Source organism: Methanomicrobiales archaeon, from assembly GCA_030019205.1.
Classification (GTDB): domain Archaea; phylum Halobacteriota; class Methanomicrobia; order Methanomicrobiales; family JACTUA01; genus JASEFH01.
On record JASEFH010000002.1, the window covers coordinates 71,717 to 90,325 of the forward strand.

Below are 18,609 nucleotides of genomic sequence, written 5' to 3' on the forward strand. Positions count from 1 at the left end.
TACTTTATAAATATGAGAATTTATCTATTGCTTAAACTTTAATAGTTGAAAAAATACCTTCCCGTTAATGTCAGATCAATATTTCGATGCTCTCATTGACAGGGTTCAGTCAGCAAAGGCTGTACTGCTGCAGAACTGTGCGATTCCAGAGTCTGCCGGAGGCGGGGGGGGCTTCGGCGGAACCGCGCCGACGGTATACAATGCCGATTTGGAAGAGGCGCGTCGCTTCAAGAAAGCAGTCGATGAGGTCCGGTCATCGGACAGGTATGCCAGATCACCCTCGGAGGGGAAACACATGGGAATCAACGGTAAGATCCTGGAGAGTACGCTGGATGAACTGAACAACGCCATCGAGGATGGCAGGATCGCCTTCCGGAACCTCATCATCCTCTCGAATGCCACGTTTGCCATCGGGCTCCTGCTCCTGCTCATAGCAGCGATATCAGGACTGATCCTTCAGAATGAGATTCTTGCCATCATATTCGGATTCTTTGGCATCTTCGCCGTCGTCACCATCTTTGTCATGAAACCCAATGTGGAGATCCAGCGGGCCCTCTCCAACCTGATGCAGGCTCAGGCTGTCTTTTTAGACTATTACAATCAGCTGCACTTCTGGGCGCCCAACGTGGAAGTGGCAGGCAGCATGGAGGACAAGCGCCAGGCAAGCCAGGCCCTGCACGACTCCACCACGTTTGCCTTGAAGGCCATTCAGGAGTATGTGGAACCGGTGAGATCGGATCGATTGCGCTGATCCGGATACAGATCGGGGAACGATTGGTTCCCCAATTTCCTGATCCTCGGCCGGATCATATCCGCATTGAGCGAGGAACGGCAGGATTTGAGCGGATTCGCCATCTTCCTCCCCGAATGAGGAGATTCCGCCCGCAGGGTAATTTCGATAAATCCTTAATAATAGCAATAGCATTTTTACTAGACGGCGATGGTATAGATATTGGGTATAGAGATTCTGTTCATTTGACACCTTCCACCTTTCCACCCCCGGGGAGATGAGCCATCGTCGTCACAATACTTATTGTGGCACGGTGAAATTACTATTTCGCAAGGCAGCACTGCAGGCAAAAGCGCCGCGATGATGCAGGCCTGCTCAGCACATCCTCCGGCGGCAGATGCCACGCCCGCGCCCCGCCCCCTTCAGGGTCGTCGAAGGCCGGCGAGAGACACCCGTTTGCCGGGTGGCGTCCCCGGGAAGACTGCGGTTCCTGGTGCGCCGCGGCGACGATAGAATCGCTGTTTTGCCATGACAGCAGAGCGGATTCCCCTCACTATGTTCCTCGCGGGTCACGCAGATGCGCTCCGTCTCTTCGAGGGGCGGAGGCTGCTCGTACCGGCGGCATAGAACACCTGCAGTGATTGCCGCCACTGCGCGTGCACCGGATCGAAGTGGGCAATCCGTATCCGCAACCTGGCCGGGATAGGCTTCCCGCTTCGCGGGACTGGAGACCTGCCGGTGGCGATAGAGCGGAGCGATCTCGATCGGCTCTGCGAGCTCGTCGCAGCCCGGAGAACAGCCGTCGATGCTCAGATTGGGATGGTGCAGGCGGTGCGGCAGGCCCTGAACCTCGAGGCGTCCGGGTGCAGATTCCGCCTCTCCGTGGTGTCAGCAGACGGTAGAATGGCGTGTACAGGGTCGCCATTCGAAAAATTCGACAGCGAAATCGGCGCGTTCTTGTCCCTGCCGTCCGTACGGCCGACCTCTGCCAGGGCGGTCGGAGCGCCGATGGCGCTCCACCCCGGTACGGAGTATGGGGATGTCGAGAGTCAGTATCCCAGCGGGCGGACCGCTGCCGGGGATTCCTCGCTGGAGGGGCGGAACCTGCCCGGCTGCACTTTCGTCTCTGCGATCGAAACCGGGCCACGAACGGGCGCGGGAGTGCGCCCGCTCCATCCCGGAGGCGATCCGGCGGCAGGAGGGGATCACCGCCTCCCCGGGCATCGGCCCCTGCCAGGTGGTAGCCAAGATCGCCACTGACTTTAAGAAGCCAAACGGGCTCACCCCGGTGGAACCGGATGCGGTGCGGGAGTTTCTGGCACCGCTGCCCGTGCAGAAGATACCGGGCGTCGGACCGAAGACCGCAGGGGAGTTGCAACGATCGGCGATCTCGCGCCGCCCGCGACGTCCAGCAGCTCATATCCCCCTTCGGGCGGTGGGGCCTCGTCATGCATGACCTCTCGGCATCGACGATCGGGAGGTGGCGGGAGGATCGGGGTGCCGGTCGGTCAGCCGGGAGGTCACGTTCGAGCAGGATATCGCGGACCCTGGCGACCTCTACCGCACGCTGGATCTGCTGGCGGAGGATCTCGCCGACACCCTGAGGGACGAGGGGCTGCGTTTCCGCACGCGGGCCTGCACGCTGGGGCACACGGCAGACGACATCGCCCTGATGCGGAAGGGCGCCCGCGAACTGCTCGCCAGCCTCCTGGACGGGCGGAAGATACGCCTCCTGGGCCTGCGTCTCTCCTCCCTCAGCGCGGTTTGCGCACGGCAGACGCGCCTCGAGGACTTTGTCCTCTGACCACAGAGCCGGTGGGAGGGCCACCGGTGCCACCCTGCCACAGCCAAAACATTAATCTGGCATCGCCCGGCATATGCAGCCCCGATGGGGGATAGACGAAGAAGGGGGAGAGACGGGCATGGGCGGTCATGAACGGGGCGTCGGCGGCACGGGCGAGATTCCAGCCTCCCGCGATCGGTCCATCGTACACCACCTGGTCGCCATCGAAGGCTTCCAGGATGAGGCCCGGCAACGGTTCCGGAGGGTAATCGACGATAACCGGTTGACCGGCACGGAGATGCGGGAGTGCCGGGAGCTGCTTCTCGAGATGCAGAAGGTCTTCTCCTGGTTCAACAGCCGCGTCGCTTACCACCGTATCGCGATGATGCGGCTGATTCCTGAGTCGGAGGCCAAGCGGAAGGCCATCGCGGCACGGCAGGAGCAGAACCGTTCCCTGCGCCACGTCCACTGGTCCCGCAGACGCCCCCCGCACGATCGGGCGGAGAGGCGGGATTCTGCGGAGAAAGGTCTGAAGCCGGAGTAACTGCTGCCGTGAATGCGGATACCCTGCCGGCACATCGGACGGACCGATCCGTGCGATTCCGGCGGCCGAAGGGGCTGCTGCCGCCATCTTCGGCAATCCGGGAAGGAAACGGCCTTGCCCTCAGGAGAGCGGACCCCGGCGGTCAGCCTGAGACGCGAGATCGCGGCCACTCTCCAAAGGTATATGCCATAGCGGGTGGAAAAATCAATTCGGTATGGACGGATTCATCGCGCTCTCGCTCGTCATCATCGCCTGCATCGTCCTCCTCGCGATCGGGATCATCCTGCGGAAGCCCTGGGAGATGAACGAGGACGGTCCGGGTGAGTACTGGATGGGCACGGGGATCGCCCTCGGGACCGCGAGCGGTCTGGCGGCGGGGCTCGCTGCGGGATACGCCCTGGAGAACATTCCCGTCGGCGTCTCCCTCGGCCCGGCGATGGGTGCAGGGATCGGTATCGTCCTCGGGACGCTGCTGAAGTCCAAGTATGCGTCCCTGCACCGCAGACTGACTCCAGCGGAGCAGAATCTGCGGATGTGGCTGATGATCGCGTCCCTGTTCCTGCTGCTGGGCGTCATCCTCGCCCTGGTGGGGCTCTTTGTCGGGCGGGTGCTGGGCGTATACTGAGTCGAGTCGCTCCTTTTTAATTTTGTAAGATGACGGGCATCCAGAGGATCCTGCCGGAGAAGCATCCCGCATGCCCGACCGCCCCGGCCACGGCAGTGCCGCTCGGGCGTAGCGTTAAGGTAGCCTCCAGGCGCTTGCCCCTTTCCCCCGTCTCCCACTCGTGATGCGATAGGCTCGGTATCCGGATCTATCCAGGATCCGTTCTTCCGAGATAGATCGGGACCAGATCGTATTGGCATCCCAGACCCTATCGTAGAACGGGGGTGGGGGAAATTGGGGGGGGGCGCCCCCTCAGTGCGATAGGACCGAATCGTATTCCCGCCTAACACGAACCAGGACGACCGGTCAGCACAGGACTGAGCGTGTCCGCTCCTGCGATCCGAAGCAGACAAGGAAATGGTGGATTCACAGCGCCATCGCCTCGAAAGAGAGCCTTCCACATCCGCCCCGGGAGCGGGCGAACCTGCTGCCGGGGACAGGGGAACAGGAGCGTGAAAATCCCTGTCTCTGTACGAGGGCCTTCACCCGCCCCGGGCGAGGAGCGGGGGCATGGCAGGGAGAAGGGAGATTTCCACCGCCCGGGAGCATAAGTTCTGGGAATTTTCACAGACTGCTTCGGATGGACTTTTCCATCCCGGCCCACAGACGCCCTGAATCCGAATAACTCCAAAAATTTTTGGAGTTTACTAAAACCCTAAATAGATACAGGGCGATACCCATGGGTACGCGAAGGAGAAAGCACACATGAAAATACGCCATGCTGCGGCAGCGGGCCTTCTCGCCCTCTGCCTCGGATCGATCCTGCTTGCCGGATGCCTGGGAAGCGGAATCGGGAGTCCGGAGGGCAACACGACCCCGAAGGAGGCCCAGGTTGAGGGTGCGACCTATAGCTTCGACACCACGAACGATGGCGAGGCCTACTACGTGGGTCTGAACGCAACGGTCAAGCTCCGGCTCCCCGAGAACCCGAGCACGGGATACGGGTGGCAGCTCAACACCACGCCCGGTCTGGTCGTCACCTCGGACGAGTACACCCCGAACCGGACTGCCGGGGAGATCGTGGGAGGGGGCGGATACCATACCTGGCACATGAAGGCGACGACCGAGGGCATCGAGACGATCAGCGGCATCTACAAGCGTCCCTGGGAACCGACCTCCGGCAACGAGACGACGTTTGCGCTGCACCTCTGGGTGGTCTCCGGCGAGGCCGTACCCTACCTGCTCCTGACCATGGACGCGAACGGATCCGCCGTCCAGGTGGAGCCCAACCAGACGTTCCGGATCCTGCTGCCGGAGAACCCGTCCACGGGCTACCAGTGGCAGATGAGCATCCCGTCGGGGCTGCGCCTGGTGGAGCAGGGATTCGTCGAGCCCTCCGAACCGATGCCGGGTGCAGGCGGATTCCACTACTGGGACGTCACCGCTAACGGGAGCGGCGAGCAGACGATCGCCGCGATCTACAAACGCCCCTTTGAGCCGACCTCCGGCAATGAGACCCGCTTCGAACTGACCATCCAGGTGGGGAACGCGTCGATCCCCGCCACGCCAACCGGCATGCCGGCGCGGTTCAGCGTGTTCACCGCGGAGGATGACGGGAAGACCGTAGAGGTGCCGCTTGAGGACGAGTTCAACCTGCGGCTGCCCGAGAACCCCTCCACCGGCTACTCCTGGAACCTCACCCTGACGCCGGGGCTTGCGGTCGTGGCAGACGAGTACATCCCGCCGTCCGACTCGGCCCCGATGCTGGGTGCGGGAGGCGTCCGCTCCTGGCATATCAAGGCGATCGGGGAGGGGGAGCATAAGGTCGCTGCCGTATACAAGCAACCCTTCGACCCGACCTCCGTCGAGGACACCTTCAGCATGAACGTCACCGTGACCTGAATCGGGCACCCCCATCCATTTTTCTAAAGGCTCGGGAACAGCAATGGCCGGAAGCCTCTCCGTGCGAGTGCCGACATTCCCGCAAAATTAATACCAGCAGAGTCCCTTTCGTGCACGGGAAAGGGCTGCGATGAAAATTCTGATCGTCTACTACTCCTGGCAGGGCCACACCGAGAAGGTAGCGACCGCGCTTCGAGAGACGCTGGATGCCGATCTGGAGAGGATCGTTCCCCAGACGGAATCCGGTATGGGCTCCAAAGCGATGAAGGCAGCGCTCGGGCTGCGAGCGAAGATCCGCCCGGCCAGGACGGACCTGAGCGATGTGGACTACCTGGTCGTCGCGACGCCGATCTGGGCGGGCAGAGTGCCGCCCTATATCAACGAGTATCTGGCGCAGGTCTCGGGAGCGTCGGGAAAACCCTTCTCCGTGCTCACGGAATCGCGATCCCCGGGCGTGGCAAAGGCGGTGGCTGCCGTGCGGGGACCTCTGGAGAGGAAGGGCATGCGGTTTGTCTCATCCGCCTCCACCCTGGAGGCGAACGTCGATGCCGATGCCATCGATACCGTCCTCGCGGAGTTTGCCGATACCATCCGCAAGGCCAGGCCTGCCCGGGTATAGCGCCTGCGTCGCAGGAACGCTCTCTGGCAGCCGCAGGCCCTGGGGGAGCGGCACCTTGAACCGGCTGCCATGGATTCGCCACGGCAGGATACGAGGAATTCTGGGCGCATAACCCGACAGTGCCATCGGCAGACTGACTGTATCCCGCCCGGGGAGTCACCACAACCTTTATGAATGCCGAGAGAATTACTGTTGCCCTTTTCAAAAGAAGGGAGGGAAATAGAGCATGATCCGACGTATGGCACTCCTGTTCATACTCCTGATGTCCGGGGCGATCCTGATCAGCGGATGCACCACGGATACGGGACCCACGACCCCGACACCGACGGCAACCACGCCTGCTGGAAACGTCACTCCCACGACGACCCCCGCCCCTGCGGGGCAGACCATCGCGGAGATGGTGGCCGAGGGAGAGCGGTTCGAGACCCTGGCTGCCGCCCTGGATGCGGCGAACCTGACAGAGATCCTGGACGGGCAGGGGCCGTTCACGCTCTTCGCCCCGACGGACGATGCCTTTGAAGAGCTTCCCGATGGAACGGTGGAGGCGCTGCTTGCAGACCCCGAGGGAGACCTGAGGACTGTGCTCCTCTACCATCTCGTCCCGGGAGAGTACACGGCTGCGGAAGTGGCAAACCTGACAACCCTCGAGACGGTCGAGGGGAGCAACCTGACGATCAACGTCACGGGAGGACAGGTGACCGTAGACGGCGCTGTGGCGATCGTCCCCGACCTGCAGGCGGAGAATGGCATCATCCACGCGATCGATGCGGTGATGATGCCGCCCTCGGTCGACATCACGGTGAATCTCACTGCCCCCACCCCGACACCGACCACCGGGACCCCGGGGGGTGGAGGAGGCTACTGATCCTGCCACTCCACCTTCTTTCTTCGTTCCTGCCCCCGCACGGGGGAGTGTGAAAGGGTATTCGGGCTATGTACCCGGGAGGACCGTGAGGACCCCCATTGCGGTCAGGAGCGTTGCAGCGACGCTCGCGAGAAATCCAAGCATCATGAGCAGAATCGACTGCCGTCGGTTCCAGCCCAGGATCCAGATGAGCGGAGGACAGACATAGAGGCCAACCGTCATCACGCCGGGTACGAGGGCAATCAGACCGTACCGCCGGAGCATCCGCGAGCTGCCGTACTTCCGCTGAGCCCGCTCGATAAAGGCGGCTACCCGCGGCGATCGCTCTCCCAGCGCATCCAGGACGCTGAAAGAGAACAGAATAACGGAAAAAGCGCTTGAGGCCATGACGATGAGCACATATCCTGGCGGAAGCCCGCTGGCGAGGCCGATAGCCGCCGCACCGTACTCGATCGTGAACGTGGATACAACGAGAGAGCAGGTGAGCGGGACGGAGATGCCACATATTTGAGACAGGATCAGGGGGAGACAGATTCCAAAGAAAATAGAGGCAGCGACGTTTAGCAGAGTTGCTCTCTCACTCCCGGAGCCTGCAAGTGCGTAGTCGAGTAAATCCATGTTTCGCCCGGATAGTCCAGCCAGATCCTGCGGGGAGAACGTCCTATTCAGCCCCTCTCGCCTGCACCGGTGTTCACTTCCGCATCGCGATGGTGCGGGTGTCCGCGTCGATGAGATAGCCCTCCGGGTTGTTGAGAAGATCGAGGGCATTGATCTTCATATCGATCAGCTCGCGGTACTCCAGGAGTGTGTTCCTGGTTTCATTGCCCTCCAGCCAGTAGACGCGGATTCCATCCTCGCGCTGGACGCCCTGGATGATCACCTGCTGCATGGCGGATCGTGGTGCGGTGCTGCTATATTAAGGATCCGAAGCGGTCCGGGTCCGCCCCGTCACCCTCCCCGTGTGCATCGTGCATATCGATGCCCTCCGTCGCGTCAGCAGCCCTTCTGCGGCCGAACTTCTCCAGAGTATCCTCGATCCGATTGCGAAGCCAGGCTTCGTCGAACTCCGAGGGATACAGGAATCGCACCTCATTGGCGTGGCTCCAGTCCGTCATGGGGGTGTCCCCCATCACGCGGGAGAAGAGTGGCGTCCCCGGAAGAGGGAGGGGCACGTTGAAGGAGATGGACGAGAGGGGGAGGGGGAGCGCGAGGCTGAACGTGCTCTCGATGGACTCGACGCTCTCTCCGGGGTAGCCGACGATGAAGAATCCCGCCGTCTCGATCCCGGCTGCATGGAACAGCCGTGCGGCGGAGATGCCATCCGCGACCGTAGTGCGCTTCCCCATCAGCTGGAGCGTTTGGTCGCTCCCGGACTCCAGGCCCAGGTATACCCGGACGCAGCCGGCATCCCGCATCTGCTCCGCAAGCTGCCGGTTCAGCCGATCGACGCGGGACAGACAGGTCCAGGTGATCGGCAGACGCTCATCGATCATCCTTCGGCAGAAAGACAGAAGGAACTCCGTATCCAGGGTGAAGCAGTCGTCCGCGATCCACAGGCGGTCGTAGCCCAGGGCGAGGATCTGCCGGATCTCCTCGAAAACCCGGTCAAGTGAGGGTTTGCGAAAGAGGTCCCCCCAGACGGGGCGCGAACAAAAGTCGCAGGAGAAGGGGCAGCCCCGGGTGATCAGGATGCTGGTTGCCCTGCACCCTGCCTTCGTCTGCCAGTGGCGCTGATACAGGCTGTGCGGCAGGTCGCTCCGGTCCGGCAGAGGGAGCGTGTCCAGGACAGACACCGGGTGGTGAATGGGCGGCAGGGAGAGAGTGCCGCTCCGGGTGTGCAGGTAAATCCCGGGGTAGCGCGAGAGCTCCAGGCCTTCCAGGCCCCCCTCCGGAAGGGCGAGGTAGTCCCGGCAGAACTGGGGGAAGGTCACATCCGCCTCGCCCCGGAAGACCGCATCGAAGCGATCGGCGAACGGCCCAGGATGTACGGTGGGAAGCGGGCCTCCCGCCAGAAAAAGGGCCTCCGGCAGCCGATTCGCAAGGGCCGACCGCAGCCGGAAGGCCGGTCCGCTCAGGGTGACCATCACAGATATCCCCACGATGGACGGCTTGAAAGCGGCGATGCGTTCCACTGCGTCCGAAAACGTCTCGAAGGTGCAGTCGAAGATCCGCGTGGGAATCCCGAACTCCCGCAGCTGGCTCGCCAAGGATGCGATGCCGAGCGGCGGGAAGAGCAGGTCCACGGGATCGTTCTCCCGAAAATAGGGGTAGATCAGGGCAACAGCAGGATCCGCCTTCCGTCTCATCCGCGGGATGCCTCCGCGATTTCAATCTCGTAGCGGATGGCGGGCGCATCCGTCGGAGACTTCCCATCACCGGTCAGCTCGAGGATAAATCCAGCCCACGAACGCTCGTCTGTTTTTTCCCGTCCCCGGAAGATACGGAACATGGTTCCAGGACCCGGTTGCGCCGCGGTGATCCGGAAGAGGAGCCGGTGTGCGGGATCGTACAGGGCGTCTGTGGGGAATACGCACGGGATCCTCTCCCAGGGCGGCGGCGCCTGCAGGGGGCCGGCCCCCCAGGCGGCCGTGAAGTAATTCGCGCTGAGTTCGTTCATCAGGTAAACGGCTGGAGGGGGCTCCGTGAAGGCATCCACACCGCAGTTCACCACAATCGTCCCTCCCGAGACTCTGTACTCGAAACAGACCTCACCGACAGGACTCACGGGCTGTAAAGAGGGGTGAATGGAGAATAGGTTCCGGGTGGGAAGAATGCAGGGAAGCATATGGCGCTGGAAGGGTGTGAGCCGCATGTAGAGGTCGGCAGCCCTTTCCAGGCAGCGCGTGAGAGGATCCATGCATCTCCCGTGGATTCTCCATTCCAAGCAGGTGTCCAGGGTGTCCGTATGAATCCAGTGCTGCGAGTCGATCTGCCTCCTCCGGATCCGGCGGGAGAAGTAGGTTCTCTCCCCGGTTCGGAAGGAGGGTGCTCCAATCCCCATCCCTTCCCCGGTCAGGCTCGTCCCGTCCGCACTGACGAGGAGACCTCGAGAGAGCCCTTCCGAGATGCCCTGTCCCCGGTAGTCCGGATCCGTATAGATCGAAAACGAATGCACTCCAGGTAGAGTATAGCTCAGTACCATAAAAACCTGGATCTCCCTGCGCCAATCTGGCGTCGCCTTCCCAACAGAAGATCGTAGAAGGTGCCTGGAACCTGAATCCTGGGTACATGTCGCAAGGCAGGAAAGTTCCCGATTAAAAAAGATGCGTTTCTGCGGGGCACATGCAGAAAGCATATCGGAAACATCTTGAAGGGAGGATTGCATAAAAGTTTGCGATGCCCCTGTTGCTGGATCTCGAGGAAGCTGTAACTGACCGTATCGATGAAGAGGCGAAAGCAGAAAATATCAGCAGGGAACTCTGGATCCGCCTGGCCATCAACCAGAAGCTCAGGACTTTGGGCATGCACGAGCTCCCCGAAAATTCCCCCGATGAACCGCACATGCAACCGGAAGAGATCCAGGTGCTTCGCGAGCAGGTGAAGAGGCTGCGCACGATCCTCCGGACAAAAGACGATGAAATCCTATGGCTCCGCTGGGAGCTGGAAAAACTCCCGGATCGTCTGGAAGAGCTGGCTCATGAATCCTTCTGGGAATGCATCTCCCGATACTCGAGAAAAATTGCGCCTCCATCGGAGAGCGGACAGATCCATTCAGCGTGATGCATGTTGCAGGGATCCGGCCATTGTTCGAAGGTACCTGGAGTTTGCCGTACGATTTCCGCCTCGGGCAGCTGCATGAGATCAGTATGACCGTTGCCGCCATCCGGTGCTGACCACCCGACGGAGTCAGGCCCGATCGTGCAACAGCCGCAATCAGCCTCTGGCCCTCGACGGTTCGGTTGTGGCCTCACGGTGCTCTTGCGTGCAGGATGCACGCAAGGCGGGTATGGAGCGGAATCAGGCATCTTCAGCGATATCCTGCACATGCTCAACCGTCGGAGGAGGGATGGGCGCTCCGGACAGCGTTGAACGGCTCCGCCGTGATTCAATCGGAGAGACGGTGGCACGGCAGAAGAGACTCAATCGATCCTGCCGTGCATCCGACCGATGCTGCCCTTCCATCCCGACGGCGGGAGAAGGCGGGCAATGGAGCTGCTGGATTCCGAAAGGGTGCGATGGGATCGCGGGAGTGGCTGCATGGCTTCTCCGCAGCATACCCGAGGTTACCGCCCCGGGTCCTCCGGCGGAGACCTCCGCACCTGCCCCGGACGGAGCAGGTACAGGCCGTAGAGGCTGAAGACTGCCCCCAAGATCGCGGTCTGGACGAGGGACGAGAGAGCCTGCGGCGGCACGGCAATGCTTCCCTGGACCAGCAGGCTGTTGAAGTTGATCAGGGCGTGCAGGAGGATGGGCGGCCAGAGACTCCCCGTCCGCACCACGAATGCGGCAAAGGTGATGCCGATTCCCACTGCGGCCAGGCTGTCCACGAGGGTGAATACGGGATCCCACAGCCCGCTCAGGGCGTTGAGGAGATGGGGCAGCCCGAAGAGCAGGGCGGATAGGATGACGGCCAGGTAGAGGCCCACGGGACGGAGCGACCGAAGGATCAGCCCGCGGAAGAACGTCTCCTCGGCAAATCCCACGAGGAGCATGAGCACTGCGTACGTGACGATGGTCCACGGATCCGTGACCTCGATGCCCTCCAGAAAGGGCAGGAACGCGGCGACCAGGGGGAGCAGGTAGATCGGGAGGTGGCGCAGACAGCCCAGGGTCAGGAGCCCGCACTCCTTCCACCATCCAAGGGCAGTGAGGAGGAGAATCGCCACGCCGGAGAGGATGAGGTCGGCGGCGAGGAGCTGCCCGAGCGTGGGGAGGCGGAGCAGGATCTGCATGACGCCGGCGAAGACGAGAGTTGTCAGAAAGATAAGCCACAGGAGGAGCGCCAGTCCGATCGGATTTTCGTTCGCCATCCGATCCAGCCCGAACCACGCCATACCGACGCTCACTCCCCGTGAACAGTCCTTCTGCCTGCACGCGGGCATGGGTCTGTTCGCTCTCTCCCCGCGGTGCATCCATGCCGCACGAACCCCGGAGCGGATCGACCCCGAACCCGCTGGAGATTCGCATCTGCCCGTATGCGTGCGGACCATAGATAGTTTTGCCATGCGGGCCCGGGAAATTTCTGGATGGTTTGTGCCAGTATGCCTTCCAGATGGTTCCATAAAAAGCCTTTCCGCCCGCACAGCGCAGGCGGGGCTGAGGTAGGGGCGTGGCCGCGCATCTCCCCAGCCACGGAATGCAGAGGGTCCGGCGGCGGTTCGTGGATCGCCTGCGTGCCCGGCATTCCCGCTCCCGCTGCGCTCTCGCGGAGGCGGATGTGTCGTCCCCGCCCCTGCGCCTCGATGCGGATTGCGCCGGCGTCGGGTTCAGGAATCCCGTCCCGCCCGGTCGATCGCTGCATCGGTTGGTAATACTTTATTAACCCCGGTGGCAAGTGGAAATTATGGCAGGGCGAAGACGACGCAGGATCTGCACCCAGTGCGGCAGTACCACAGACACGGTCTACTCGGATGAAGAGTGGAAAAATATGGGGCAGATGTGTGAAGAATGCTATATCCTTGAGTTCCCCAAGGGGGAGTATGAGGAGGACGATCTGAGCGGTAACGCGGAGGATTGAGCGGAAGCCGTCTCTGTTCACGAATCCCTCGGCAGCCCGTGGGGGCGGTGCGTGAAAATCCCGATATGGCTGCTGCCCTGCTCCAATACTCCAATCCTTCTCGAAAAAAAGGTTCTGCCGATCCCCGAACCCTCACGCGATCTGCGACGATACTGCCGTTATGATGAATGCCGCAAAGAGTATGGCAGCGACGATCGCGATGGCGATGAGAATGAGGATCGGCGCGAGAACGGCAAGGACTGCCCGGGTCGTCGACATCTCCTGGAGTTCACGGATGCCAAAGACGAAGAGCACCAGGGTATAGAGTGCTGCCAGGAAGTTGACGATGGGTATCCAGCCGAGGATCAGCGAAGGCGTGTAGCCGTACGCGACTGCCTTGAGGGTCTCGGTGATGCCTCTTCTGCCTCCGAAGAGGTAGACGAAGATGTGAAGGATGACGCCCAGGATGAACAGCCCGATGATACCCCCGATGATGGAGGCGATGAAAGCACCAATCAGAAACACACCCGAGCCGAAGGGCATGCCCCCGGGAAATCCCGGTATGGCCGGTTGCGGCATGACGGCGGCAACGATGGTGGAGAGAACTGCATAAACGACGAGCAGAATGAGATAGTAGATGAATGCATCCTGGAACGTATCCCCTTTCGCCTTCTGAAAGCTCTCTACGGGACTCAGGAGGAATCCTTTGATTTTACCGATGATATCGTCCATCATGCGGGATATGTCAGGCGATCAGGATAAATGCTTTTCCATAGCCCCTTTGCAGGCACTGGTCTAACTGAGCTGCGCTAGGAGGCATTCGACGCAATATAATCGAGATCCAGGGAGTCGCAAAACATGCAGGCATGCAGCACCGAAAAAATCTTTCACGATACGGTCCCTTGTGCCAGGAATGCCGGGCCGGATCAGGGCGGTTCTGGCTCAGAACCGGCTCCAGCATGCCGCACTGGGATTGGTTCTGCCGGACAGCAGCCCGGCAGGAGTATCTGCGCCTTTACCAGACCTCGGGATAGGCCATGTCGGTGTAGATGTCCTCGAGATGGTTCTTGTGGCCGCGCTCCATCTTCACCAGCTCCTGGAACATCCGCTTCTGCTCCGGATCGGAGCTCGCGCTGGCGAGCTGGGTGTACATCTGCATCGCGTCCAGTTCTTTTTTCATGGCGAGCACGAGCCCGTCCAGGGGCTTCATGTCGGGCGAGAGCCTGGGTTCGCCTACCGTCTCTACGACTTTATAGTCTTTCGTCTCCAGAAATGCCAGCTGGCGAGGCTCCTTTGCTAGAAGCCCCTGGAGGAACTCGCGGTGTTTCGTCTCTTCGCCGGCGAGCTCGTTGAAGAGCTTCTTCAGGTTCTGGTCCTTCACCCTTTCAGATACAGTGCGGTAGAAGGAGTAGGACTCTACCTCGCGGTCAATCGCTTTCGAGAGAATATTCCTGTACTCTTCTGCTTTCATGTGACATACCTCCTGTCAGGAGGTCTAAAGGCTCAGGATCTATATAAGCGAATCGTGATTCTGAATGGCATGGTGGGTCGGCTATCGTATCCGACCTCGTCGCTTTGAACCTGCTCGCGTTGATTGTCGTTATAGAGGGAGGACACCGTTTTCAGATGCCAACGAGATCATCCCGGCGCCGTGTTGACCCGGACCGCCGGATACCGCCCCGTTTCCCCTGATTAAAGGGCCCGGCCCTATCAGCCTCCAGGTCGGTTATAATAGCAGAGATCGGGGGGATCTGAAACGAGCATTGCAGCAGCGGCACTGTCGCAGGTAAAGGAACGCCGGCTCCAGGGGGAGGCCGTGGAACCACGAGGAAAATAGTTAGATATTTATAACAATGTGTTGTAAATTTCTAACACAATGTGGCATGGATCTAACATCGGGCCTGGCACAATGGAACGGCGATACGCCCTCTGGTTCATCTGGGGGCTGGGGCTGCTCGCCATCGGCATTCTGGGAACGCTGATCTTTCCCCGCGGTCTCGGCGAAGGGAGCACTGCCATCCTGATCACCTCCGGCATCGTCGTACTGGTCGCTACGTCCGCCAAGCTGCTGCGGTGCGGTGAGGGGCCGCAGCAGGACGAGCGGACGCGGAGAATCGGGGCCTGGGGGCTCTCCTACTCCTGGTTCACCACGTTTCTGCTCCTGTTCGTCCTCTTCTGGATCGATTACCTGGAGCTGATCCGCCTGGAAACCCAGGCGGTGCTGCTCGTGCTGGTGTTGACGATGGCGCTCTCCGCACGCCTATTCCAGTGGCACTTCTTCCGCCGGGGGGACGTGGAATGAGCGCGGGAATGGTCAGCGTTGGGAACCGGTATGCGGTACAGACGCTCATCGGTCTCGCGGTTCTCCTCACCGGCGTCGTCACCCCTCTCCTCTGGCCTACGGCATCTCCCTGGATATCGCTCTTCCTGATGCTCGCCGGTATTGGCTTTTGCCTCACGGGTCTCGTGATGCTCTGGAAACCGCCAAAGGAGCCTGTACATGACGAGTGGACACGGAAAATACGTGCATACGCGTTCTCGTATGCCTGGATGGTCACCTTCTTCATGATAATCGGTCTGTATGTGGTCCAAAAAATCCAACTCGTCCTCCTCACGGCTGAAGAGACGCTTGTCGTGCTCTTCTTCGCCACGACGCTGAGTGGAGGGGTGCTCCAGTGGCACTTCGTTCGCCGGGGGGACGTGGAATGAGCGTGATCGAGGTGCAGGACCTGACGAAGGCCTTTGGAGGCAAACGGGTCCTGAACGGTCTCCGCTTCAGCGTCGAGAGGGGCGATGTATTCGGCTTCCTGGGCCCCAACGGCGCCGGAAAGACCACCACGATGCGCATCCTGCTCGGGCTCCTCTCGCCGACCGCAGGCGTTGCCCGCGTCCTGGGCGCCCGGCTCGCGGATAACGGCGAGCTCCGGAAGCGAGTGGGCGTGCTTCTCGAGAACAACGGGTTGTACGACCGCCTCTCCGCGTACGAGAACCTGGAGTACTACGCCGGGCTCTACGGCGTGGACAGACCCGGGAGGCGGATCGAGGAGATGCTGGAGTTCACCGCCCTTTCCGATCGCAGCACCGACATGGTGGGCACGTTCTCCGCTGGGATGAAGCGGAAACTGGGGCTCGCCCGGGCGATCATCCACGAGCCCGAGATCCTCTTTCTGGACGAACCCACCTCCGGGCTCGATCCCGAGGCGCAGATCCTGGTGCGGGAACTCATCCTCCGCCTCTCGAAGCAGGAGAATATGACCGTGTTCATGAGCTCCCACAACCTCGACGAGGTCCAGCGGGTCTGCTCCCGGGTCGCGATCCTCCAGGGCGGAACCATCCAGGCGTTCGACACGATGGACAACCTGCAGGCCCGTTCGGGACTCCCGCAGTTCGAGATCCGGCTCGCCGATCCCGCACAGCTCCCGCAGGCCCTGCAGCTCCTGGAACGGATGCCGCAGGTGGAGAAGATCTGGAGTGCGGACGGGCGTGTGCTGCTGGCGCTCGCCCCCGGCGCGGCCTCGGCGCCACTGCTTGCGGCCCTGATCGGGCAGGGGATCGGTGTGGAGGAGGCGCGAAGGGTCGCCCGCACGCTCGAAGAGATCTACCTCGGCGTGGTGCAGCAGGGCGAGGTGTCCCCATGAATGGCATTTTAATCGTTGCCCGAAAGGAGATCCGGCAGATCTTGAAGAGCCGCAACGTGCTCGCCACCGCGATTTTGTTCGTGATCATCTTCGGGGGGATGTCGGCATCCTCAGCTATCGGCCGCGAGGGGACGGGGCAGCTCCTGGATCAGCTCGGGTTCTCCCTGGTTCTCGTGCTCGGGATCCTCATGGGCTACATCTTCTCGGGCCAGGCGTTCCTGCGGGAGAAGCAGGGCGGGGTGATCGAGACGCTCCTCTGCAGCCCCCTCACCCTCGAAGAGATCTGGCTCGGGAAGGTGCTCGGGGTGACGGTTCCGGCCTACGGGATCACGCTCCTTGCGGCCGCCCTGATCGTCGGGATGGCAAATCTCCTCTCGACGGCGACCCTGATACCCTCCGTGCCCGTGCTCGTGCATATCGCTACAGTCGTCCCGGCCTTCATTGCGGCGGCGGTTGGTCTGCTCGGGTTCGGGCAGCTCCTCCTCGGACTGCGCGAGAACCAGTTCCTCAACTTCGCCATCATCTTCGCGCTGGTCTTTTCAATCAGCATCACGCAGGGTGTTCTCGGGCCGGACTTCATCGTCTCCTGGAGCGTGGTGGGCGGGACGCTCGCTCTCGCGGTATTCCTGCTCCTCCTCACCCGCTGGCTGACGCGGTTTCTCGACCGGGAGCGGATCGTCCTCACGATCCCCTGAGGGGGGGCAGCCATGAAGACACGCATTCGGGAACTGCGGGCGCGGCACGACCTGACGCAGGAGGAGCTGGCGAGGAGGGTGGGGGTTCGGCGGGAGACGATCGTCTTCCTGGAGAAGGGGACCTACAACCCCTCCTTAAAGCTCGCCCATGCGGTCGCCCGGGCGCTGGACACCACGATCGAGGACCTGTTCATCTTCGAGGACTGAAAAAGAGGCAGAAATCGTGTTCTCTGGGAGACCGTCCGAATCCTGTTTGCCCCCGTAAATTTTCCACCGCGGTACTCGACCCTTTGCGAGGGCCGGAACCCGATCTTCTCCCTTGCTATCCGCCCGGGTGGACGGTGAGACGTAAGGAATTTGAACCGTTGACGGGGGGCTTGGGCAATGTGAACATTACTTCCGTCGAATGGGGGGAGTGGTTCTTGAAGGGGGAGGGGGCGCGCCTCCTCCCCCTTTGCCCCTACCCCCGCGGTTCGATACCCTTCAAGGAAGGTGAATCAGGGGCGATACTTCCCCATGCCACTAACCCGCCAATCGTATGCCATCGAAGGGATGATAGATCCTGACCTTAACCTCTTCCTGTGCCCCATTCCACCTGCGATAGCCCATTCTCCGTGATACAAAAGGATATGGTCAGATCGCTTCTCATCGGAAAGGACGCGGCTGCGGTGCGAAGCCTCTCATCCCCGGGTTTCTCCAAAGAGCCTGAATATCCCACGCCGGATCCTGTAGCACCAAGGGGGAAGAAGATCCCGGGGGAGAGGACTCTGGTCGATCCCTGCACCCCATTCTGGGGACGCAGTGACGAGTGGGGGACGAAATACCTGTGACCGCACGTTCATGCATCCGGGATGATGCCGAAGACTCATCCCGGATGAACTCCTCCATTTCCATCCGGGATAGTGATAGCGGGGCTGTGCCGCCTTTTATCTGTCATCAGGTTATTGAACTGTGCGAACAGCGGTTTCATGGTCCTTCCGCAGTCAATATGAGGCAGTATTGTGGCGGTAGCAATCGCTGGAGAGAATCGCACCGGAACGTTCGGGGCGGTTACGGCGGTGGGCGAGATCCCGTTCAGCGTCGAAGACGGCGAGGTCTTCGGCGTCCCCGAGGGCGGGGTGCGGGATCGCGTCGAACGATCCCTGCAGGCCATCGGGCTCCGGGAGAGCGGGGACGATCGTGTGGGGGATTCTCCACGGGAATGAAGCAGCGGCTCGCCGCCGCCAGCGGTCGCCAGGCGCTCGCGGGGAAGGACGGTATATCATGGTTCTCTCTCGGGAAGATGCGCGGATCAGCCTGCAGGTCGATAGGAGAGACGATACCGGAGGTGATCGCCTCGATCGTGAGGAACGGCAGCGCGATCCTTCACGCGAAGTTCCGCGAATACTCCCTTGAGGAGATCTGCTTCGAGATCCGGTAGAGGGGGAGGGGCGGAGGAACCGGCGCAGTATCCGGGCCCTCGCCGCCAGGGATCTGGGGGGTGCGCAGAAACCGTATTGCCATAGCCGGGGCAGCGGTGCTCTTCGTCGTCTTGCCGTCGTCGCTCCCCTCATCTTCAGCGGACTGCTCACCG

23 protein-coding genes are annotated in these 18,609 nt (G+C 61.5%); 16 read left to right on the forward strand and 7 right to left on the reverse strand.

Features of this window, described 5'->3' with window-relative positions; all coding sequences use genetic code 11:
* Positions 1-295 precede the first annotated feature (295 nt).
* From QMC96_01835 to QMC96_01870, 8 genes are all read left to right on the forward strand, one after another.
* Complete coding sequence (locus tag QMC96_01835; GenBank protein MDI6875494.1) at positions 296-751, forward strand: hypothetical protein; 456 nt, start codon at positions 296-298, stop codon at positions 749-751.
* Between the two features lie 1,018 nt (positions 752-1,769).
* Positions 1,770-2,186, forward strand: coding sequence for a hypothetical protein (locus tag QMC96_01840; protein ID MDI6875495.1), 417 nt, complete (start codon positions 1,770-1,772; stop codon positions 2,184-2,186).
* Between the two features lie 24 nt (positions 2,187-2,210).
* Positions 2,211-2,534, forward strand: a complete 324-nt coding sequence (locus QMC96_01845) for a hypothetical protein (protein ID MDI6875496.1) — start codon at positions 2,211-2,213, stop codon at positions 2,532-2,534.
* 73 nt (positions 2,535-2,607) lie between these two features.
* Positions 2,608-3,057 carry a hypothetical protein gene (locus tag QMC96_01850; protein ID MDI6875497.1) on the forward strand — a complete coding sequence of 150 codons (450 nt, stop codon included), beginning with the start codon at positions 2,608-2,610 and terminating at the stop codon, positions 3,055-3,057.
* 214 nt (positions 3,058-3,271) lie between these two features.
* Complete coding sequence (locus QMC96_01855) at positions 3,272-3,682, forward strand: hypothetical protein (protein MDI6875498.1); 411 nt, start codon at positions 3,272-3,274, stop codon at positions 3,680-3,682.
* A gap of 744 nt (positions 3,683-4,426) precedes the next feature.
* Complete coding sequence (locus tag QMC96_01860) at positions 4,427-5,563, forward strand: protease inhibitor I42 family protein (protein MDI6875499.1); 1,137 nt, start codon at positions 4,427-4,429, stop codon at positions 5,561-5,563.
* A 130-nt stretch (positions 5,564-5,693) separates the two neighbouring features.
* On the forward strand, positions 5,694-6,182 hold the full coding sequence (locus tag QMC96_01865; GenBank protein MDI6875500.1) for an NAD(P)H-dependent oxidoreductase: 489 nt from the start codon (positions 5,694-5,696) through the stop codon (positions 6,180-6,182).
* A gap of 238 nt (positions 6,183-6,420) precedes the next feature.
* Positions 6,421-7,047, forward strand: a complete 627-nt coding sequence (locus QMC96_01870; GenBank protein MDI6875501.1) for a fasciclin domain-containing protein — start codon at positions 6,421-6,423, stop codon at positions 7,045-7,047.
* A 66-nt stretch (positions 7,048-7,113) separates the two neighbouring features.
* Here QMC96_01870 and QMC96_01875 read toward each other — a convergent pair whose 3' ends face one another.
* The 4 genes from QMC96_01875 to QMC96_01890 form a co-directional block, all read right to left on the reverse strand.
* Positions 7,114-7,665 (reverse strand): hypothetical protein, encoded by a 552-nt coding sequence (locus tag QMC96_01875; protein ID MDI6875502.1) that lies wholly within the window; start codon positions 7,663-7,665, stop codon positions 7,114-7,116.
* Positions 7,666-7,738: 73 nt separating this feature from the next.
* Positions 7,739-7,936 carry a hypothetical protein gene (locus tag QMC96_01880; GenBank protein ID MDI6875503.1) on the reverse strand — a complete coding sequence of 66 codons (198 nt, stop codon included), beginning with the start codon at positions 7,934-7,936 and terminating at the stop codon, positions 7,739-7,741.
* Positions 7,937-7,958: 22 nt separating this feature from the next.
* Complete coding sequence (locus tag QMC96_01885; protein MDI6875504.1) at positions 7,959-9,353, reverse strand: radical SAM protein; 1,395 nt, start codon at positions 9,351-9,353, stop codon at positions 7,959-7,961.
* The gene (locus QMC96_01890; GenBank protein ID MDI6875505.1) at positions 9,350-10,162 is read right to left on the reverse strand and encodes a hypothetical protein; all 813 of its coding nucleotides are present in this window, start codon (positions 10,160-10,162) and stop codon (positions 9,350-9,352) included. Before QMC96_01890 ends, QMC96_01885 begins: the two co-directional genes overlap by 4 nt.
* Positions 10,163-10,383: 221 nt before the next feature.
* Between QMC96_01890 and QMC96_01895 the strand changes: the two genes are divergently transcribed.
* The gene (locus tag QMC96_01895; protein ID MDI6875506.1) at positions 10,384-10,767 is read left to right on the forward strand and encodes a hypothetical protein; all 384 of its coding nucleotides are present in this window, start codon (positions 10,384-10,386) and stop codon (positions 10,765-10,767) included.
* 503 nt (positions 10,768-11,270) lie between these two features.
* Here the strand turns inward: QMC96_01895 and QMC96_01900 are convergent.
* From QMC96_01900 to QMC96_01910, 3 genes are all read right to left on the reverse strand, one after another.
* Positions 11,271-12,041, reverse strand: coding sequence for a CPBP family intramembrane metalloprotease (locus tag QMC96_01900; protein MDI6875507.1), 771 nt, complete (start codon positions 12,039-12,041; stop codon positions 11,271-11,273).
* A gap of 815 nt (positions 12,042-12,856) precedes the next feature.
* Complete coding sequence (locus QMC96_01905) at positions 12,857-13,435, reverse strand: YIP1 family protein (GenBank protein ID MDI6875508.1); 579 nt, start codon at positions 13,433-13,435, stop codon at positions 12,857-12,859.
* A gap of 283 nt (positions 13,436-13,718) precedes the next feature.
* On the reverse strand, positions 13,719-14,174 hold the full coding sequence (locus tag QMC96_01910) for a ferritin family protein (GenBank protein MDI6875509.1): 456 nt from the start codon (positions 14,172-14,174) through the stop codon (positions 13,719-13,721).
* Positions 14,175-14,579: 405 nt separating this feature from the next.
* On the opposite strand from QMC96_01910, the gene QMC96_01915 reads away from it, so the two are divergent.
* The 7 genes from QMC96_01915 to QMC96_01945 all read left to right on the forward strand — a co-directional run bounded on the left by QMC96_01915 (position 14,580) and on the right by QMC96_01945 (position 18,456).
* A complete protein-coding gene (locus QMC96_01915) occupies positions 14,580-15,005 on the forward strand; it encodes a hypothetical protein (protein MDI6875510.1) in 426 nt (141 codons plus the stop codon).
* 8 nt (positions 15,006-15,013) lie between these two features.
* The gene (locus QMC96_01920; protein ID MDI6875511.1) at positions 15,014-15,412 is read left to right on the forward strand and encodes a hypothetical protein; all 399 of its coding nucleotides are present in this window, start codon (positions 15,014-15,016) and stop codon (positions 15,410-15,412) included.
* The gene (locus QMC96_01925; protein ID MDI6875512.1) at positions 15,409-16,341 is read left to right on the forward strand and encodes an ABC transporter ATP-binding protein; all 933 of its coding nucleotides are present in this window, start codon (positions 15,409-15,411) and stop codon (positions 16,339-16,341) included. The genes QMC96_01920 and QMC96_01925 overlap by 4 nt, the downstream gene beginning before the upstream one ends.
* On the forward strand, positions 16,338-17,036 hold the full coding sequence (locus QMC96_01930) for a hypothetical protein (protein ID MDI6875513.1): 699 nt from the start codon (positions 16,338-16,340) through the stop codon (positions 17,034-17,036). The genes QMC96_01925 and QMC96_01930 overlap by 4 nt, the downstream gene beginning before the upstream one ends.
* Before the next feature lie 12 nt (positions 17,037-17,048).
* Entirely contained in the window at positions 17,049-17,243 is a 195-nt protein-coding gene (locus tag QMC96_01935; GenBank protein MDI6875514.1) for a helix-turn-helix transcriptional regulator, read from the forward strand.
* A gap of 794 nt (positions 17,244-18,037) precedes the next feature.
* The gene (locus QMC96_01940; GenBank protein ID MDI6875515.1) at positions 18,038-18,241 is read left to right on the forward strand and encodes a hypothetical protein; all 204 of its coding nucleotides are present in this window, start codon (positions 18,038-18,040) and stop codon (positions 18,239-18,241) included.
* Positions 18,238-18,456: a hypothetical protein gene (locus QMC96_01945; GenBank protein MDI6875516.1), complete on the forward strand. Its 219-nt coding sequence runs from the start codon at positions 18,238-18,240 to the stop codon at positions 18,454-18,456. The genes QMC96_01940 and QMC96_01945 overlap by 4 nt, the downstream gene beginning before the upstream one ends.
* Positions 18,457-18,609: the final 153 nt, after the last annotated feature.

Coding starts and splice junctions, on each gene's coding strand:
- QMC96_01835 (MDI6875494.1), top strand. CDS start 296: ATGGGAATCAACGGTAAGATCCTGGAGAGTACGCTGGATGAACTGAAC.
- QMC96_01840 (MDI6875495.1), top strand. CDS start 1,770: ATGTCGAGAGTCAGTATCCCAGCGGGCGGACCGCTGCCGGGGATTCCT.
- QMC96_01850 (MDI6875497.1), top strand. CDS start 2,608: ATGCAGCCCCGATGGGGGATAGACGAAGAAGGGGGAGAGACGGGCATG.
- QMC96_01855 (MDI6875498.1), top strand. CDS start 3,272: ATGGACGGATTCATCGCGCTCTCGCTCGTCATCATCGCCTGCATCGTC.
- QMC96_01860 (MDI6875499.1), top strand. CDS start 4,427: ATGAAAATACGCCATGCTGCGGCAGCGGGCCTTCTCGCCCTCTGCCTC.
- QMC96_01865 (MDI6875500.1), top strand. CDS start 5,694: ATGAAAATTCTGATCGTCTACTACTCCTGGCAGGGCCACACCGAGAAG.
- QMC96_01870 (MDI6875501.1), top strand. CDS start 6,421: ATGGCACTCCTGTTCATACTCCTGATGTCCGGGGCGATCCTGATCAGC.
- QMC96_01875 (MDI6875502.1), bottom strand. CDS start 7,665: ATGGATTTACTCGACTACGCACTTGCAGGCTCCGGGAGTGAGAGAGCA.
- QMC96_01880 (MDI6875503.1), bottom strand. CDS start 7,936: ATGCAGCAGGTGATCATCCAGGGCGTCCAGCGCGAGGATGGAATCCGC.
- QMC96_01885 (MDI6875504.1), bottom strand. CDS start 9,353: ATGAGACGGAAGGCGGATCCTGCTGTTGCCCTGATCTACCCCTATTTT.
- QMC96_01895 (MDI6875506.1), top strand. CDS start 10,384: ATGCCCCTGTTGCTGGATCTCGAGGAAGCTGTAACTGACCGTATCGAT.
- QMC96_01900 (MDI6875507.1), bottom strand. CDS start 12,041: ATGGCGTGGTTCGGGCTGGATCGGATGGCGAACGAAAATCCGATCGGA.
- QMC96_01905 (MDI6875508.1), bottom strand. CDS start 13,435: ATGGACGATATCATCGGTAAAATCAAAGGATTCCTCCTGAGTCCCGTA.
- QMC96_01910 (MDI6875509.1), bottom strand. CDS start 14,174: ATGAAAGCAGAAGAGTACAGGAATATTCTCTCGAAAGCGATTGACCGC.
- QMC96_01915 (MDI6875510.1), top strand. CDS start 14,580: ATGTGGCATGGATCTAACATCGGGCCTGGCACAATGGAACGGCGATAC.
- QMC96_01920 (MDI6875511.1), top strand. CDS start 15,014: ATGGTCAGCGTTGGGAACCGGTATGCGGTACAGACGCTCATCGGTCTC.
- QMC96_01925 (MDI6875512.1), top strand. CDS start 15,409: ATGAGCGTGATCGAGGTGCAGGACCTGACGAAGGCCTTTGGAGGCAAA.
- QMC96_01930 (MDI6875513.1), top strand. CDS start 16,338: ATGAATGGCATTTTAATCGTTGCCCGAAAGGAGATCCGGCAGATCTTG.
- QMC96_01935 (MDI6875514.1), top strand. CDS start 17,049: ATGAAGACACGCATTCGGGAACTGCGGGCGCGGCACGACCTGACGCAG.
- QMC96_01945 (MDI6875516.1), top strand. CDS start 18,238: ATGAAGCAGCGGCTCGCCGCCGCCAGCGGTCGCCAGGCGCTCGCGGGG.